Genomic DNA, 18,210 nt, shown 5'->3' with positions numbered 1-18,210 from the left:
TGACTCTAATGGGTCCGAACCAAGCCCCTTTTTTCCCCATCCGAATTTTTAAAATTTCCCTCTATTATTCAGTTTTTTTTTATCTATTCTTTCTCCTCTTTAATACCAGCTTTACAATTATGGGTGTCGACGTTGGCGACTTCCTTAAACAATACTTAGGTGCCTTTTTTGGTGTTTATTTGACCACTACGGCTAAGGTTTTTGCCGTTTCTCTTTTTATCCATACAAGTTTATTCTCACTAGTGAACTTAGGTTTCTCCTTATGGAATCGTTCAGTTGTTAAATGGTATTTCTTGGTTGGAAGTGTTTTATTCATCGAATGTTTGGCTCTTTTCCAATCAATGATCATGTTCCCTCAAATTTATGGGGAATTTTTCTTCTTTCGGTATCCTAGTTTTGCACCATTTCTTTATTTTTTAACTGATACCATCTCACCAATGTTTCTCAATTTTGTTTTGGGGATATTGGTTTTACTTCTCTTTGTAATTTTAGGCCGCCATGTTTACCTTCATAAAAACAAAGAAAGTTTTTTTGCCATCTTACATGTTTTGGTGTTAGGCTTTCTCCATTCCAATGGATTGTACTTAATTGGATTACTTTATTTTGTTTTTGTGATATTGCAAGGGAAACACTATCAGAATGTTCATATCAAAACATATGGCGTATTACTCATTTTCCTTTTGTTTTTATATGGTTTGCCAAGTTTATGGATGGGAATATCTTCCTTCCGTTACTCTGAAGAAAAAGGAAAACCACCTATCTTCATCTTATCTGCAGATTCATTACGTTACGATAAAATTGGTGCAAAGATCAATGGCCAATCCATCACACCCAATATCGATTTATTTACAAAAGATAGTTTTGTATTTCATGACCACCATACAACGATTCCACGAACTTTCCCAAGTTGGGCAGACACTCTAACTGGTAAATACTCGATGGAACATAAAGTTCGAGACATGTTTCCGTCACCGGAAGAAAAACAAAGGATTGGGTCTCCTTCCTTTCCAACACTCCAACAAATCCTAAAAAAAATTGGATACGATCATTTTGCCATTGGTAGTTTTGCCGCTGACATATTTCCAAGAGCCAACTTTGGTTTTGATGAAGTATATGCTCCAAATTTTAATGCAAGGATCATGACGGTCCAAAGGACAGCAGAAACACAAATTCTAATGATGCCATTCCTTGTAGGTTCTTGGTTTTCGGGAGAAAAATACTTAGAAGAACTTGATGGACTTTCCACTTGGGGAGATGGGGATCGTTTACTCAAACGCTTTGATTCTTTGGTGAGTGAAAGAGGAAACTCTCCTTATTCCATTACCTATTTTTCCAGTGTAATCCATTTTCCATACACACCTGCCTACCCACATTACAAACGTTTTACGAATCCTCATTATTATGGGAAATATAAGTATCTTAAATTTGTAGATCCGACGGATTCCAGTCTTCCCAATCAGGAAGAAATCTCTCAAATCCGAAGCTTATTTGATAGCGCAGTTTATGCCTTTGACCAAGAATTTGGTGAAATGGTTGGTTATTTAAAATCAAAAGGAATTTATGATGATGCGATCATCATTTTAACTGCCGATCACGGAGAAGCACTGTATGAAGACATCCATGGGCAAGGGCATGGTGAACACCTTCGTGGTGAATCTGTCACCCATGTCCCTTTGATGATCAAATTTCCGAAATCATCCAAGTTTGAATCCGTTCCCCCGATTGAAAAAAATTTCGATGGCATTACCTCCAGTATTGATTTAGTTCCCACTCTTTTGGATTATTTTGAAATCCCTTCCCAATTGGAATACCCAGGCAAATCCTTATTAACCATTCTTGGGCAAAAGGACTGGAATGAAGATCGATTTGTTTATTCTGAGACTGGAATTTGGTTTTCCGATGTTGGTAACCATTTTTTCCAAAAACAGAGAATCCCATATCCGAATATTTTATCACTGCACCAAGTTGTTCCGGAAGAAGACTACCAAATCATGATCACTGATCCCATTTATCGTGAAACGATAGCATTTTCAAAACACAGAAGCATTCAAAATTCAAATTACAAATTGATCTATATTCCCACGAGGGAAGGTGTCAGGTTTGAGTTCTATGATCGAAAGAAAGATCCATTGAACAAAAATAATTTATACCCCAATCATCCAATGGCTTCCAAAATGAGAGAAACCTTATATAAAACTGTAGTGAAGTGGGAGAGTGCTTCACTGGCAGGAGAATATTTAATCCCCAGTTCTTTATCAGATATCAATGAAAATTAATAAGAAAAAAAGAGGAAACTATGCCGCAACGTAACGACTTAAAATCAATATTGATCATCGGATCCGGACCAATCGTCATCGGGCAGGCATGTGAGTTTGACTACTCAGGAACTCAGGCAACAAAAGCACTTCGGGAAAAAGGGATACGAGTCATCTTGGTGAACTCAAATCCTGCGACCATCATGACTGATCCTGACCTTGCTGATGCCACATACATTGAACCTCTCACCGTTCCTGTTCTCGAAAAAATCATTAAAAAAGAAAAACCAGATGCCATTTTGCCAACAGTGGGTGGGCAAACGGCGCTCAATTTAGCACTCGCCTTACATAGAGAAGGTGTATTAGAGAAATACAATGTAGAACTCATAGGTGCAAAAGTAGAAGCAATTCGAAAAGCAGAAGATAGAGAACTCTTTAAACTAGCGATGGAAAAACTTGGGATCCGAGTTGCGAAGTCTTTTATGGTGTCCGACATGGATGCAGCGAGAAAAGCAAAAGACGAAATCGGATTTCCCATCATCATTCGCCCTGCATTCACTTTAGGTGGTACTGGTGGTGGAACTTGTTATGATGAATCTGAATTTGATGATATCGCTCAAAAAGGATTATCTGCATCTCCTATTTCCCAGATCCTTGTAGAAGAATCCGTAATGGGTTGGAAGGAATTTGAGTTAGAAGTAATGCGAGATTTAAATGATAACGTGGTGATCATTTGTTCCATTGAAAACTTGGATCCAATGGGTGTTCATACAGGAGACTCCATTACTGTTGCTCCACAACAAACGTTAAGTGACAAAGAATACCAAAGATTACGTGATATGTCGATCGATATCATCAGGGAAATTGGTGTAGAAACTGGTGGATCTAATATTCAATTTGCTGTGAACCCAGAAAATGGTGATGTAATTGTCATCGAAATGAACCCAAGGGTCTCCAGATCTTCAGCACTTGCTTCAAAAGCAACTGGATTTCCCATCGCAAAAATTGCAGCATTGTTATCCATCGGATACACTTTGGATGAAATACGAAATGATATCACAAGAGTAACACCTGCTAGTTTTGAACCATCCATTGATTATGTAGTTACCAAAATCCCTCGATTTGCTTTTGAAAAATTCCCAGGTTCTGACAATACATTGGGTGTACAAATGAAGGCTGTTGGGGAAGCAATGGCTATCGGTAGAAACTTTAAAGAAAGTTTTCAAAAAGCATTACGTTCCCTTGAAACAGATCGATTTGGTTTTGGAAGTGATGGGTATTTAAAAGAACTGATGGAATGGGAAGCTGTTCCAAAAGAAGAAAGAAAAACATGGTTAACAGCGAAAGTCAAACGGCCAACTGACAAACGAATTTTTTATGTAAAGATGGCATTCGATTTTGGAATGAGTGTCGAAGAAATCCATGAAATTTGTAAAATCGATCCATGGTTTTTATACCAATTTGAAGAACTTTTCCAATTAGAAAATAAATATCGAAAAGACGGAAATGGAATCATTGAAGAAATGAAGCAAGCAGGTTTCTCCAATAGACAACTTGCTTTCCTTTCGAAAGAAGAACAAATTTTAGCCCAAGTCAGAAGTGGGGCAGCCATTGATATCACCAAAGCGAAGGTTGATAAAACTCTTAGAGAAGAAGAAGAAAAAATCGAATCTTACTTAGATGAAAAGAAAATCCAACCTGTATACAAACGAATTGATACTTGTGCTGGTGAGTTTGAAGCATTTACTCCTTACATGTATTCTTCTTATGACGAAGAAGATGAATCTGATGTGACTTCTAAGAAAAAGGTTATGATCCTCGGTGGCGGACCAAACCGAATTGGGCAAGGGATCGAATTCGATTATTGTTGTTGCCATGCATCATTTTCCTTACAGGAAGCAGGTGTTGAATCCATCATGGTAAATTCCAATCCAGAAACAGTTTCCACAGATTACGATACTTCAGACAGGTTGTACTTTGAACCACTCAGTTTAGAAGACGTGATGGCAATTTTCAAAAAGGAAAGGCCTGATGGTGTGATTGTGCAGTTAGGTGGGCAAACCCCACTCAAACTGGCTAAATCCTTGGAAAAAAGAGGAGTTCCAATTCTTGGAACAAGTCCTGATTCCATTGATCGAGCAGAAGATCGAAAACGATTTGCTGAAGTATTGGATAAATTAAATTTAAAATCACCAGAAAACGGAATTGCTTCTTCCAAAGACAAAGCAAGAGAAATTGCAAGAAAAATTGGATACCCAGTGCTTGTTCGACCTTCCTATGTGTTAGGTGGTCGAGCTATGTTGATAGTCAATGAAGAAACGGAACTAGACAAATACATGGAAGAAGCGGAAGAGGTTTCTGAAGATAGACCACTTCTTGTAGATTCCTTTTTGCAAGATGCAACGGAAGTCGACGTAGATGCACTTTGTGATGGCAAGGATGTATTTATTGCAGGAATTATGGAACATATTGAAGAGGCAGGGATCCACTCAGGTGATTCTGCTTGTGTTTTACCCCCTCAAAGTATTTCCCAACGGATGCTCCAAGAAATTGAAGAAGCTACGTATCGACTTGCTTTAGAATTAAATGTTAAGGGTCTTATCAATGTGCAGTATGCGATTAAAGATGAGACTCTCTATGTCTTAGAAGTAAATCCGAGAGCATCAAGAACCGTTCCTTTTGTTGCAAAATCAATCGGAATCCCTGTTGTGAAGATTGCCGTTCGACTAATGTTAGGTGAAACTTTGGCCTCTTTCAAATTAGGGAAACGGTTTTCTGCACCAATGATCACTGTAAAAGAAGCAGTTTTACCATTTAGTAAATTTCCTGGTGTTGATACAATCCTTGGACCAGAAATGAGATCTACAGGTGAAGTGATGGGAGTTGCCTCCACAAAGGGAGAAGCTTTTGTCAAAGCGCAGATTATGGCAGGTGAAGAACCACCAAAACACGGAACCGTTTTTGTTACCATCAATGATAAGACCAAAAAAGAATTATTAGAACCAGTTAGGTCCTTGTCCAATTTGGGTTATAACATCATTGCAACAGAGGGAACTCATAAGTTTTTATCTGATAATGGAATTTTATCGAGTAAAATCAATAAAATCTATGATGGTTATTTTCCAAATGTGATTGATTATATCAAAGAGAAAAAAATCCATTTGATCATCAACACTCCTTTGTCTAGAGTCACAAGAGAAAATGCATTTACGATTCGCCAAGCGGCAATTAAATACAAAGTTCCATGCCTTACAACATCACAAGCTGCAAAAGCTCTGATCCATGGACTTGTGGAAATGAAAGATAAAGGTTATTCAGTAAATTCATTACAGGAAATTCACAAAAAGAAATAATCAATTCCGATACGATTCTAGACTCTTTCAGTATGGAATCGTATCTTTTTCTTTTGAGGTATGTTGACGAAACGTAAGAAACTAAATCTGAATGTCCTTTAAAAGACTTTCAATTCGTTTACGGTTCAATCCCAAGTCAGACTTTCCTAGTCTAGATGCAGATCGAAAGTGTAATTGTTTTGTTTTTTCATCAAAATAAAACTCTACATCATCCACATAACGCATGATAAGGGTTGTGAATTCAATATACAAATAATTGTTTTCTTCTTTGATGATTTTGGTTCTTGGATGGTTTAGAATTCTTTCCTTTAATATGGAAATTGCCTCTACTGTTGGTTTTTGATAAGGCACCGAATTTCGATAGTGTTCTTTGTCAGTAGGATCTGAAAAACTACTGATACAGTTTGGAGTTTTAGGACATTCCAATAACTTTCCCGATCGAATTCCCAAATTGTCTGGCCTTGTTCCCGTACAATTCATGACGATGAGTAAGGAAATCATACCTATCATTGTTGTTATTATTTTTAATTGTTTCATATTCACCCCTTTTGAACCTGTTTCCAGAGTATCGTTGTTAGACTGATTCATTGGCAACAAGTCGTTTTGATTTTAAGATAGAAAAGATAAACACAAGAAGTGTTCCAATTCCGAGATAAAAAAGTCCAGTTGTAATATAACCAGAAATAGGAGGGTAAATCAAATTGTATCCAAATTCAACATTTTCCACTTCTTTTGTCAGTTTGCCTTCCATCGGAGTTTTTTCCCTCAATTCATCAGAGGATGGGTATGTGTATGGATCAAAATTGGCAGGCCACTGGTATGGATTTCCATAATACAAACTGTAATTTGCATCTTTGGTGCCGTTCTCTGCAAAAAATAAAATTTCCTCTAATGGTTGTACAGTGATTACTTCCTTTAAGTGTAAGGTTTGATTTTCACCATCTTCAATTTGGAGCGTAAATTCGGAACTCAATGGAGAAGAGATAGGGATCTCAGCAAAATTTCCTTCTTTTTCATCATGATTGATGGTTCCTTGGAAGACTGTGTCCCATTCTTTTTTATTGATTTTCCCTCGAACTGTAATCATACGTTCCCAATTTTTTTCTTCAAAGGATAGTTTGATGTTTTGGAAACTACTTTGGTTTTCATTTGGAAATGTAAAAAGCACGGCATTTTCTTCCAATAATGGATTGGGTATCTGATGGGTTTTTTCAAAGTATAAATGTTTATTTTCTTTGGTCCTGGTGACAGAAGGAAATTTTAAATTTGATCCATTTTCCACTTCCAATCGAACATATCTGTATTTGGTATTTCCTAAATCAATTTCTCCAGATGATTGTGATCCATATTTGTACAAAAATACATTTTTAGTTTCAGCAAAACTGTCCGGATTATCACCTAACTTTAGAGTAATTGATGTTTCATAATCATAGGAACTCGTTACTGTTAATTTTGAATAGGACATTCCTTCTGGAAGTTTCGGTAGTTCTAACACATAAATTTCCATTTCATCTTTTTTGGTGAATAGTAACTCTGGTTTTAGTTTTTCCGTGTATTTGCTAATTTCTTCTGCATTTTGGATTTTGTAAGGAACAATCTCTCCATTTAGAGTCAAACGAAGGTCTCCATAAAATGAATGTTTATAAAACTCTTCATCGAGTAACACTTTTACAATCCGACTTTCAGAAAGTTTGGAAGGGAGTGTGATGTCTTTTTTGTATTTAAAATTTTCGACAGGTAAGGGCCTTGCGAAAATGGAAGTTGTCGTAAGTAATATGATCAGTAATGAAATTGGGAATAAAGTTTTCATGTAGTTTCCTTTTTGATTCGATTGTAAAACGTTCCTGTAATAATAAGAGTGATTCCTAAAAACAAACCTGCTAGGATTCGGTATCCCAAGGATAAGTTCCAAAAATCATATAAATAAAATTTGGCTACGACAAGTGCCAAAGAAACAAAACCTGCCACCTTTATGGAGTGGATGTGTTTTTTGAATCCAATCACTAGTGTTCCAAATCCATAGAAGATCAAACATATTGTGTATAAAAACATTCGTTTTTCTTCAGGAAAACCCAAATGGATTTCCACAAAATTTCCCAGTAGGAAATAAGGATAGGCGGCGTAGAGGAACAGTTTTGAAAAATTGGAAAACTGTCTACTATACCAATACGATAAAACCAAATACAAACTACCTGTTGTAAAAATAAGAAACCTACCATTTAGAAATGGAACTTCATTGTATGAACGATAGGTAAACGCAAAAATATAAAACAGAGCAAAAAACCAAACAGGGAATGTTGCTAAATACATATACAATTGTTTAGAATATGTTGCTGCTATTGTCACAACAAAAGCAAAACTAATCAGGCTAAATGCCAATACTTTGCCTGTCATTCCCATCACAATCACACTGATAATGAGTGGTAATCCAAAAAGGCTAATGATATCGTACACTTTTTTTGTTTCGCTTGTAAGTGTGATATCACGGAGAGACCTTTGGTAAATTCCATAAAATACGATAAGAACAAGTGTTAGAAGAAACGGTTTTAATGTTGGATAAAAAATTTCAAAAATCCAAAAGGATTGTATAAAACCAAGACCTAAAGTAAGTCCTATTGTAATTAAGGTTAGGTTTGGATTCTTTTCGATGTTTTTTTTCAATACTTCGAATTCGCGAACTAAAAATAGAAGGTACACACCCAATTGGAAGATGAATGGGAAAAAGATTCTAGCTTCTTCTAATTTCGATTCTGCCCAAGTGGCAAAGATTAAATGATTTGCAATTAGGATGAGTAAAGGGATCACCTTCCAAGGCATTTCCTTTCGGATGTAAAAGAATAAAACATTCCATATGAGTAAATAGGTAAATAAAAATGGATAGGAGTTTTGCCCTGTGGAAACTAAAATGGGGGAAAGAAACACACCCAAACTCGCAAATCCAAATAAAACTTCGCTTTTTTCTGCGTACGAAATTCCAACAGCTGTTAGGCTTAAAAGGATCAGTCCTACAAAACAAGTTTCTGTTCCGTATAAATCATACCAAACATATCCTGAATAGTAGGCAGAAAATAAAACCGCAATCCCTAGACCAAGTAAACTTGGTGAAAGATAAGGCCTTGATTCCCTTGTTTTGTATCCATACCAAAGGATTGGAAGAGATGAGAGGATACCAATCCAAATGCGAACTGATTCGTTGATCCAATATTCTTCGATTGCTAGATAAAAAAACCAAATAGAAGCAAGGATGAGTGAAAATACACCTAGTTTTACAAATAAATTTTGTCCAATCCATTGGATGAACCAATTGGGGCCTTCTTCAATTGAGATGGGGTTTGTATCTTCTATAACAAGTGTTTGTTTTGGAATGTCGGAAGTTTCCGATATGGAAATCACTTTAGATTCTGAGAGAGAAAGGACTTTTTCTTTTAAGAAAAAAAGTTCCTTCTCCATCGATTGGATTTTGGATAAAATTTCTTTTTTTTCTTTTTCTTCCACCTGGGTGAAGTTACAGATGGAAGAAACAAAAGGAAACTATTTTTTATTCTGGATCGTTCCACATCCCATTTTCGCGAATGAGTTCGATGAGTAGGTCGGGAGCTTCCGTTTCAGAGACTCCTTTTTTTACAATTTCTTTCCCTTTGTAGAGGTGGACTTTACCAATTCCTGCACCAACATATCCAAAATCAGCATCTGCCATCTCACCGGGTCCATTGACAATACATCCCATCACAGCAATTTTCACACCTTTTAGATGCCCTGTTTTTTCTTTGATTTTTGCTGTTGTTGTTTGTAGGTCAAACATGGTCCTTCCGCAAGATGGGCAGGAAATGTATTCTGTTTTGGTGAGTCTTAAGCGAGTTGCTTGCAGGATATCAAAATTTAAATGCAAACATTCTTCTGCTTCTCCGTCACCATAGGATAGTCTTAAAACATCTCCAATCCCATCCAATAAACTTCCCCCAGCTTGGATGGAAGCATCATACATCAGTCGGTCTTTCTTTTTACCTGAAACATTTAAAACGATAGGGTAATCAGATTCTCTTAATAAAAATGCAAGTTTTCGAATCGTAAGTAAGTCACCGTCTGAAGTTGAAAAAAGGATATTCTCAATTTTTCTTTTTTTGCATTCTTTTAAGACTATAGACACATGTTCTATGTTAGATGATGAAAAGGTCCATTCTACAGATCGTTTGTCTTTGGCGTATCTTAATACAAATTGTAAAAGATCATCCCAGGATTCTTCCGATTCCTTTAAAAAGAGAGAAGGGGAGATAACCCACTTTTGAAATTTATACAAATCCTCAGCAAAAGTATCATATTGGTACATGAGATCTTCAGAGAGTGCGAAGGAAACAGGCAAAGGAAAGGATCCTCTCCTCACCATCGTTCCAAGCGTTAGTAAATCTAATTCGGAATCAATGTTAAAATGAATGAGTTCTGGTACTCGACCTGATTTGTTTCCCCTTTGGATGAGATGGAGGACTTCTTCTGCAGTTCCCTCGCCAAAAAAAGGAAAACAGGACTCAATTCGAACTGGATTTGTATCTCCAATTTTTGTTTCTCCAACGGCAATTTCTTTGGAGTAAAAACGAGCGTATTGGAAAGGATCACGAAATTCCGTATAAATACTTTCCCGTATCAATGGATTTTCTTTGGCTGTTAAGGAAGCGAAATATAGATCGTTGTATTTTTTAACCAGTTCCTTCGCTACAGGGATTTCATGAATTGCATCTTCTGTTAAGGAGACTCGGATCGTATCACCTAAACCGTCTTCGAGTAAACTTCCAATTCCAATAGCCGATTTAATCCTTCCGTCTTTACCATCCCCGGCTTCGGTCACACCTAAGTGGAGTGGATAATCCATTCCTAAGTCATAAAACCTGGCAACTAACATACGATAGGCTTGTATCATCACCTGAGGGTTGGATGCTTTCATAGAAACAACAATGTCACGATAAGAATTTTTTTCAGCGATCCGGATGAATTCCAATGCGGATTCTACCATTCCAAGAGGTGTGTCCCCAAATCGATTCATGATACGATCCGATAAACTTCCGTGGTTCGTGCCAATTCTCATCGCAACACCAAGTTCTTTGGCTCTTAAGACAAGGGGTGTGAATACTTCTTCAATCCGTTCTAATTCTTCATTATAATCTTTGTCAGTGTATTCGATGATCTCAAATTTTTTTTTGTCAGCAAAGTTTCCTGGGTTAATACGCACCTTTTCAACCCATTCCACACATTTGAGAGCAACTTGGGGAGTGAAGTGGATGTCTGCAACAAGAGGGACTTTTAGACCAAGTTCTTTCATTCGTTTTCGGATATTTGGTAAGTTGTCAGCATCCGCTTGACTAGGAACTGTTAGGCGAACAATTTCCGATCCTGCCTTCTCTAAATCTGAGATTTGTTGGATACTTGCATCCGTATCTCTTGTGTTAGATGTGATCATGGATTGGACGCGGATTGGGTTTTTTCCTCCAATTCCAACATCTCCCACTTTCACTTCTCTTGTAGGTCTTCTTCTGTAAAAAAATGGCGATTCGTTATATTTGGTGCTCATTTGAATCTTATGTTCTCATTATCTAGGAAATTAAATTCGAAAATTTGGGCAAGCAGTATGAAAAAAATCTGTGGCTTTCAATTTCACTCCCTTCCAAACCGAAAATCAATTTAGGAAGAAAACCTGGGCTTTTTGGAACCAATGAATACGGAAGTAAAACAAGGATTACAACGCAAATACCGAGTGCAGGTCACTGTAGCGATTTACCGTGAGGGAAATTTGTCTTACAAAAGTGAAATATTATCACCTGCCTATTATGATAAAAGGCAAGAAGCTCGTGACCACATCCGACAGGAAATCCGAGAACGATTGGCTCACTCCAAATTCTTCCGATCCACACGTTTGGACTATGACTTGGTTCGGTATACAGAAGAAGGAAGTTGTAATACCTTTCTTCGTTATAGCATCCAAGATTCGGACATTTGAGCCCACAGAAAAAACTTCACGATTGGTATTTATTACACAAACGTGATCTACCATTTCGTAAAAAGAAACAAGCATATCCCATTTGGATCTCTGAGGTGATGTTGCAGCAAACTCGAGTTGCTGCGATGTTACCTTTGTTTGAAAATTTCCTCAATCGTTTTCCAAACCCTGAAGAGTTAGCTAAGGCAAGTGAAGAAGAAGTCCTCGCCCATTGGAAGGGGCTTGGGTATTATAGCCGTGCTCGGAACATCCGAAAAGCAGCCATCCAACTTGTCAGTTTATACAATGGTTCCTTTCCAAAAGACTTAGAGTTAGTTTTAAAATTACCTGGAATTGGAAATTATACAGCACGAGCTGTTTTATCCATTGCCTATGATTTACCGTATGCAGTACTTGATGGAAATGTAAAACGTGTACTTTCGCGTTACGTTGGTTATACGAAAAATATTCTCGGTCCAAAGGCAGATTTAGAGCTCCAAGAGAAGGCAAATGAATTTTTAAACTTAGAATTTCCAGGCGACCATAACCAAGCCATGATGGAACTTGGGGCAACCATCTGCTTACCCGAATCTCCTAAATGTTTGGTCTGCCCACTCATGGAAGGATGTTTTGCTAGAATCCATGGGAAAACAAAAGAAATTCCCATTCGGGAGAAATACCAAAAGCAAATTGTTTTGCAAGGTGAAATATGGATTGTCCAAAAGGATGATGTTTACCTCCTCATCAAGGAACCAAAAAATCGATTTTTGAAAGGTATGTTCCATCTTCCCTATGGCTTTTTAGGTGAACTACCTAACAATGAATACAAACCTTCCGATTTTTTTCACTTTTTAGGATCTCTGAAAGGGCAAAGCCAAAACTTAGGAACCATTAAACATACTATCACACATCATAAATTAGAATATTCTGTTCCCCATTTGAAATTAAATCAGACAAAGGAATTGGAATCTTTTTTAAAAACATTAGATATCGATTTTAAATGGGTTAAACTGGATTCACTTGAAACCGAGTTCCCTTCCTCACTGGCAAAGAAAGTAAAAAAGATTTTGCTTTACTAATCTAAAATATCTCCTACGATTTTTTGGTCATGGCAGAGATCATCGTTTGGTTAGAGTTCATCATTTCCAAAATTCCACTGCCAATCTTAGAAGTTTGGGGTCGATTTTCGTTTTTACTCGGCGCTCTCATTGCTGTTTTTGCTTATACTGGTTTTACGTTTCGGAATGGAAAACAATTCCGAATCTCCAGGGAAGTATGGACATGGAATCTCAAAAGTTTCTATTTTTTTCTCATTACCTTTGTCTCAATTTTTGCTACAGGTTATTTAGGTAGTTCCATTGTCCTGATCCCTGGAGCACAGACCTTAGAAAGTCTTAAGGATTTATCAGTCTTTTTATGCCTTAATTTTTTTGGCTATCCTGCCTTACTCGCAGTGCCATTTGCCTATGGTCTTTCTGATTTGATAGAAGGGGTTCCTCCTGATTTTTTATGGGACTGGTTACCTGGTTATTTCATTAATCCATCCTTGTTTTGGCTCTCCTACCAAATGATTGGAAAATCACCAAATTTCAGTAAGGTGAGAATCTGGATTTATTATTTTATATTTGTATTTTTATTTTTATTACTCGAACCATTTTTATGGGGGTTTTTATGTTCCAAACAATTTGGATCTGAAATTTCCTATCATACAATTAGTTCTGCTCTCATCTTCACAACTGGAATTACTTGGATCCTTGCACCACTGATCACATTTTTGTTGTATCCGATTGTTAAAAAAATTGGATACTTTTGGGCTGAAATTCCTTTCCAAGTAAAGGAAGTTAGTATCACAGAACCAAGAATGGTTTGGGTTTCCGCATCGAATCTTGGGACTTCAAACGAACAATATGCGGAAGAGAGAACAGGGATATCCTTGCAATTATTCATCGTTGCACCATTTGTTTGTTTGGTTTTGTTTTTAGTTGGGATTACATCGTATGTGACTTTAAAAAATGCAGAAGAATCTGCTTACCATATGGTTGAAATTTTACACAAACAATGGTCAAAAAATATCCAATTGCAATTATCGGAATTGGAATCAGCTACTGGCTCCATAAACTCGAATCCCATTCTACTCCAACAATTATTAGATGCTTCCGTGGTAAATACCCAAGGTAAGGTGTATTTGTTAGATTCTCACCTAACGCTCATTTCTGGTTTGTCGAACGAACCAAAATCATCACGACTTCTAGAAACCTTACGTGTCGAATTAAAAAAACAAGCAAGTGACCTTCATTACCCAGAAACTCATTTGAGTTTTTCTGTTGTGACAAAAAAACCACTCTCGAGAGAAAATTGGAATGCCAATGTTTCGAGATTCGAGATCCCCAAAGAAAAAAATACCATCTACTTAGTTACGCTGTTCCCATATTCCTTTTATTTGAGTGGAGTGTATACAGGGAATAGTGAGTCGGCTATGGTATTTGCTTGGGCCATTCTTTTAAGTCTTATCCTCGCTGTTGTATTAGCGGAACTTGTCACAAGACCAATCTTACGATTTTCTTCCGCTTCCAAATCACTGGCAAAGGGAGATTGGGATTTTCCTGTGGGTGAGAGTATGATCGCAGAACTCCGAGGACTTTCCGATGCCTTTCGTTTTATGTCGAAGGAATTAAAATCCAGTTTTGAACGAGTGAGTGCAAGCCAACGGATGGTGATGGAAACCAATAGTAATTTGGAAAAAATCGTCAATGACCGAACGGTAGCACTGATGGAAAGTAACAAGAATTTACTGGAAACCATTGCTACCAAAGAACGAATTTTACTCGATCTTCATAATGCACAAAACCAGTTGTTACTTAGTGAAAAATTAGCGGCACTTGGGCAATTTGCTGCTGGAATCACTCATGAATTGAATACACCACTCGGTGCCATTTCCTCAAGTGTGCGTGCCATGTCAGAAATTTTAAAAAAAGATATCCTTCTCCTTCCAAAATTTTTAGAAACCCTTAACCACGAGGAATTGGAAGATTTTCAAACATTACTTTTGTTAAGTGTTAATTTTGGAGATAGAAGTTCAGGTCTTATGAGTCGTGCGGAAAAAAAGGAAAGGATGGCACAACTCAAGGAAAAGAATATTTCCAATCCAGATGATATACTCGACCATCTAACATCGATTGGAGTCACAAATTGGGATTCTCAAATCTTTTCGATTATAGAAAAACCAGGAGCTAGCCATCTTTTGCAAAACGTTGTAACTTTGGGTAGTTTGTACCGATTGGTATATGTGGTTCAATCTGCTACGGAAAAAGCCTCACATGTAGTGAACGCACTCAAACATTATTTGTATACTGACCAATCTGTTGCCGACTCTAACTCACAACAGGTGAATATTCCTTCAGAATTGGATTCAATTTTAACTTTATACCAGGCAAAAATTAAAAAAGATGTGGAAATCATTAAGAACTATTTCACATCTGATTCTTGTTTGGCGGATCGCGATAAACTCAACCAAGTTTGGATCAATTTAATCAATAATGCTTTACAAGCAATGGATTATAAGGGTAAAATAAGAATTTCAGTCACAACCGAATCAGACTTTATTCTAACATCCATTAAGGATAATGGAAAAGGAATTGATCCCGAAATCCAAGACAAAGTTTTTTTGCCCTTCTTTACGACAAAAAAACATGGAGAAGGGATTGGGCTTGGGCTTGACATTTGTAAACAAATCGTGGAAAAAATGAATGGAAAAATTGATTTTATTTCAGACGCTACTGGAACGGAATTCAGGGTGTATATACCAAAAGTAATGGAAGGGGAAAGAGTTTGAATTTATCGCAGATCAAAAACGAGAAAAATGCCATTCTATGTGTTGATGATGAACCAATCCTCCTTCTTTCTCTCGTACAAGAACTGAAAAGGGAGATTGGTGGCAGTTACACATATGAAACCGCACAAAACCCAGAGGAAGCGATGGAAGTGATCGATGACCTTTGCCAATCAGGTGTGGAAGTGATTCTCATTTTGTCCGACTGGCTCATGCCTGGGATGCGTGGAGACGAATTTCTCATCAAAGTCCACCAAAAATACCCTCATATCAAATCCATCCTCATTTCTGGGCATGCAGATCGGGATGCGATCAACCGTGTGAAAGAAGAAGCCAAAACCTATGCAATTTTTTCCAAACCTTGGAATACCAAGGAACTTTTGGATGCAGTTCGTTTCTGTTGCAATTTGACCTAAGTCCATTTTTTTGGACTTACGGTGCGTACCATTTACATCCGCAAACTCCGATTCGAAGAAGCTCGGACCAAACTCGAGAGAGAACTCCATGAAGCCTTTATGGACGGGGAAACCTATGTGGAAATCCTACATGGGATTGGGGAAGGGGTATTACGCCGAATGGCGATTGACTACGTGACCTCCTCAGGGTTTTTGAAATTAGTGGAATCCGACCCAATGTTTCGACAGAACCCCGGAAGTACCCTTGTGGAAATCCTAGCGCCTTCCAAAGAATACATCAATCGATTGAAAGCATGACAGAACTAAATTCCAAAATAGAAATTTTAGACGTAACTTTACGGGATGGGGAACAAACCAATGGTGTTTCTTTCTCTTGGCAACAAAAGCTAAATATCACCAAACACCTTTTAAAGGATCTAAAAACAGACCGTGTGGAAATTGCAAGTGCCAGAGTTTCCCCTGGTGAATTTGAAGCTGTCCAAAAAATCATCGAATGGGCAAAAGGGGAAGGACTTCAAGATAGGATCGAAATTTTAGGATTTGTTGACTCTGACAAAACTGTGGAGTGGATGAAAGGCACTGGAGTGAAAGTTTTAAACCTTTTGACAAAAGGGTCACTAAACCACCTAACAAACCAACTTCGAAAAACTCCCGAAGAACATTTTTCCGATATCAAACAAACAGTGGATTTTGCGAGTGCAGCAGGGATCACAGTCAATGTTTATTTAGAAGACTGGTCCAATGGATATTTACATTCCAGAGACTATGTCATTCAGTATTTACAAACTGTTTCAAAGTTTCCGATCAAACGTTTTTATTTGGCTGATACATTAGGTGTTTTGTCACCAGAAGAAGTGAGAACGGCTGTGACAGACCTTGTCAGTTTATTTCCCAATTTATGGTTTGAGTTTCATGGGCATAATGATTATGACCTAGCAGTTGCAAATTGTCTGGAAGCAGTGAAGGCAGGAGTGCGAGGTCTTCATGTCGCGGTGAACGGTCTTGGGGAACGAGCAGGGAATTCTCCATTAGAAGCTGTAGTAACAGCACTCCATGACAAAACAAAATTTAGAACCTCTGTTGTCGAAAAAGAAATCACAAGTGCTTCGAGACTTGTGGAAGTATTCTCAGGAAAACGAATCTCAGATAACAGGCCCATTGTGGGAGAAGATGTTTTCACACAAACGGCAGGTGTCCATGCCGATGGAGACAAAAAGGGGAATTTATATGCAAACCCCATCCTTCCGGAACGTTTTGGTAGAAGCCGCTTGTATGCACTCGGTAAGTTAGCGGGCAAAGCAAGTATCACTGAAAACTTAAAACAATTGGGTATGGTGCTTTCTCCTGAGATCGAAAAGAAGGTTCTTGCAAGAGTGATTGAACTTGGAGACCAAAATAAAACTGTCACCAAAGAGGATTTACCTTACATCATCTCTGATATCACCGGGGAAAACTTAGAATCTAGTTTTCGGATCGAAACATGCACAGTCACAAGTGGCATTGGTGTTAAACCAAAGGCTGAAGTGAAAGTGAAGTACCAAGGAAAACTCTATGAAGGAAAAGGGGAAGGTGATGGTGGTTACGATGCCTTTATGAATGCCCTCGGAACCATTTTAAAAACCTTAGGGATTCAAATCCCAAAACTCTTTGATTATGAAGTGAGGATTCCACCAGGTGGGAATACCAATGCTCTCGTGGAAACCGTCATCACTTGGAAAAAAGAGGGAGACAATCACCCGATCCGCACCATTGGTATTGATTCGGACCAACAAGTTGCTGCAGTAAAAGCCACCGAACGAATGTTACATATTATCCTTGGGAGTTTATGATTCACTTTTTAATTGTTGGTCTTGGAAATCCTGGTGATAAATACAAAAACACCCGCCATAATATTGGGTTTATGATCGTAGATGCTTTGGCTTCTGAATTTGGTGTCTCCTTTAAGGACGCCAAAAAATATGCAGAAACCACTCATACCTGGGAAGGGGATAAAATCCATTTATTGAAACCCTTGGAGTTTATGAACCTTTCTGGAAAAGCAACACAAACTCTTGCCAATTTGTACAAAATCCCTCCCTCACAAATCCTTGTAGTCCAAGACGAAGTCGATTTGCCATTTGGAAAAATCAAAAACAAAATCGGTGGGGGAACTGCTGGCCATAATGGTCTAAAAGACATCGTGGCAAAACTTGGATCCCAAGATTTCCATCGCCTAAGGTTTGGTGTGGGCAAACCCGAAAAAGGGGGGATGGAAGTGGCTGACTTTGTTCTGCAAAACTTCAATGCAGAAGAAAAAACGCAGTTGCAGACACTCATCAATGACTCTGTTTCCAAAATCGAAGATTGGATCCGAACGAATCGCAACCTTCTCTTAAAAGAAACCAAGGCATAA

Annotated in this window: 13 protein-coding genes; 9 read left to right on the top strand and 4 right to left on the bottom strand. The window is 37.8% G+C overall.

The window, feature by feature from the left end:
• Nucleotides 1-8 precede the first annotated feature (8 nt).
• Both ND855_RS10305 and carB read left to right on the top strand, forming a co-directional pair.
• Nucleotides 9-2,276 (top strand): sulfatase-like hydrolase/transferase, encoded by a 2,268-nt coding sequence (locus ND855_RS10305; protein ID WP_322113569.1) that lies wholly within the window; start codon nt 9-11, stop codon nt 2,274-2,276.
• 20 nt (nt 2,277-2,296) lie between these two features.
• Entirely contained in the window at nt 2,297-5,608 is a 3,312-nt protein-coding gene (gene carB, locus ND855_RS10300; RefSeq protein WP_265358259.1) for a carbamoyl-phosphate synthase large subunit, read from the top strand.
• Between the two features lie 81 nt (nt 5,609-5,689).
• On the opposite strand, the gene ND855_RS10295 is transcribed toward carB, so the two are convergent.
• Genes ND855_RS10295 through ispG form a run of 4 tightly spaced genes read right to left on the bottom strand, consistent with a single transcriptional unit; the run spans nt 5,690 to nt 11,168 of the window.
• Nucleotides 5,690-6,145 carry a DUF1499 domain-containing protein gene (locus tag ND855_RS10295; RefSeq protein ID WP_265358258.1) on the bottom strand — a complete coding sequence of 152 codons (456 nt, stop codon included), beginning with the start codon at nt 6,143-6,145 and terminating at the stop codon, nt 5,690-5,692.
• Between the two features lie 37 nt (nt 6,146-6,182).
• Nucleotides 6,183-7,418, bottom strand: a complete 1,236-nt coding sequence (locus ND855_RS10290; RefSeq protein WP_265358257.1) for a hypothetical protein — start codon at nt 7,416-7,418, stop codon at nt 6,183-6,185.
• Entirely contained in the window at nt 7,415-9,103 is a 1,689-nt protein-coding gene (locus ND855_RS10285; protein WP_265358256.1) for a DUF2339 domain-containing protein, read from the bottom strand. Before ND855_RS10285 ends, ND855_RS10290 begins: the two co-directional genes overlap by 4 nt.
• Before the next feature lie 43 nt (nt 9,104-9,146).
• Nucleotides 9,147-11,168: a (E)-4-hydroxy-3-methylbut-2-enyl-diphosphate synthase gene (gene ispG, locus ND855_RS10280; protein ID WP_265358255.1), complete on the bottom strand. Its 2,022-nt coding sequence runs from the start codon at nt 11,166-11,168 to the stop codon at nt 9,147-9,149.
• A 141-nt stretch (nt 11,169-11,309) separates the two neighbouring features.
• On the opposite strand from ispG, the gene ND855_RS10275 reads away from it, so the two are divergent.
• From ND855_RS10275 to pth, 7 genes are read left to right on the top strand one after another with little or no spacing between them, the layout of a single operon-like run.
• Complete coding sequence (locus ND855_RS10275) at nt 11,310-11,594, top strand: hypothetical protein (protein ID WP_265359380.1); 285 nt, start codon at nt 11,310-11,312, stop codon at nt 11,592-11,594.
• The gene (gene mutY, locus ND855_RS10270; protein WP_265358254.1) at nt 11,591-12,652 is read left to right on the top strand and encodes an A/G-specific adenine glycosylase; all 1,062 of its coding nucleotides are present in this window, start codon (nt 11,591-11,593) and stop codon (nt 12,650-12,652) included. The genes ND855_RS10275 and mutY overlap by 4 nt, the downstream gene beginning before the upstream one ends.
• Nucleotides 12,653-12,681: 29 nt before the next feature.
• Nucleotides 12,682-15,405 (top strand): sensor histidine kinase, encoded by a 2,724-nt coding sequence (locus tag ND855_RS10265; protein ID WP_265358253.1) that lies wholly within the window; start codon nt 12,682-12,684, stop codon nt 15,403-15,405.
• The gene (locus ND855_RS10260) at nt 15,402-15,818 is read left to right on the top strand and encodes a response regulator (RefSeq protein ID WP_012388280.1); all 417 of its coding nucleotides are present in this window, start codon (nt 15,402-15,404) and stop codon (nt 15,816-15,818) included. Before ND855_RS10265 ends, ND855_RS10260 begins: the two co-directional genes overlap by 4 nt.
• Nucleotides 15,819-15,839: 21 nt before the next feature.
• Nucleotides 15,840-16,115, top strand: a complete 276-nt coding sequence (locus ND855_RS10255; protein ID WP_100718044.1) for a Smr/MutS family protein — start codon at nt 15,840-15,842, stop codon at nt 16,113-16,115.
• Nucleotides 16,112-17,647 (top strand): (R)-citramalate synthase CimA, encoded by a 1,536-nt coding sequence (cimA, locus tag ND855_RS10250; protein WP_265358252.1) that lies wholly within the window; start codon nt 16,112-16,114, stop codon nt 17,645-17,647. Before ND855_RS10255 ends, cimA begins: the two co-directional genes overlap by 4 nt.
• A complete protein-coding gene (gene pth, locus ND855_RS10245; RefSeq protein WP_265358251.1) occupies nt 17,644-18,210 on the top strand; it encodes an aminoacyl-tRNA hydrolase in 567 nt (188 codons plus the stop codon). Before cimA ends, pth begins: the two co-directional genes overlap by 4 nt.

Origin of the sequence: Leptospira paudalimensis, from assembly GCF_026151345.1 — a bacterium.
Taxonomy (GTDB): Bacteria; Spirochaetota; Leptospiria; order Leptospirales; family Leptospiraceae; genus Leptospira_A; species Leptospira_A paudalimensis.
This window is presented reverse-complemented; position numbering and strand designations above follow the sequence as displayed.

Bases quoted from the DNA above. Each gene is read 5' to 3' on its own strand.
- cimA (WP_265358252.1), top strand. From the start codon at position 16,112: ATGACAGAACTAAATTCCAAAATAGAAATTTTAGACGTAACTTTACGG.
- ND855_RS10305 (WP_322113569.1), top strand. From the start codon at position 9: ATGGGTCCGAACCAAGCCCCTTTTTTCCCCATCCGAATTTTTAAAATT.
- ND855_RS10265 (WP_265358253.1), top strand. From the start codon at position 12,682: ATGGCAGAGATCATCGTTTGGTTAGAGTTCATCATTTCCAAAATTCCA.
- ispG (WP_265358255.1), bottom strand. From the start codon at position 11,168: ATGAGCACCAAATATAACGAATCGCCATTTTTTTACAGAAGAAGACCT.
- ND855_RS10275 (WP_265359380.1), top strand. From the start codon at position 11,310: ATGAATACGGAAGTAAAACAAGGATTACAACGCAAATACCGAGTGCAG.
- ND855_RS10295 (WP_265358258.1), bottom strand. From the start codon at position 6,145: ATGAAACAATTAAAAATAATAACAACAATGATAGGTATGATTTCCTTA.
- pth (WP_265358251.1), top strand. From the start codon at position 17,644: ATGATTCACTTTTTAATTGTTGGTCTTGGAAATCCTGGTGATAAATAC.
- ND855_RS10290 (WP_265358257.1), bottom strand. From the start codon at position 7,418: ATGAAAACTTTATTCCCAATTTCATTACTGATCATATTACTTACGACA.
- carB (WP_265358259.1), top strand. From the start codon at position 2,297: ATGCCGCAACGTAACGACTTAAAATCAATATTGATCATCGGATCCGGA.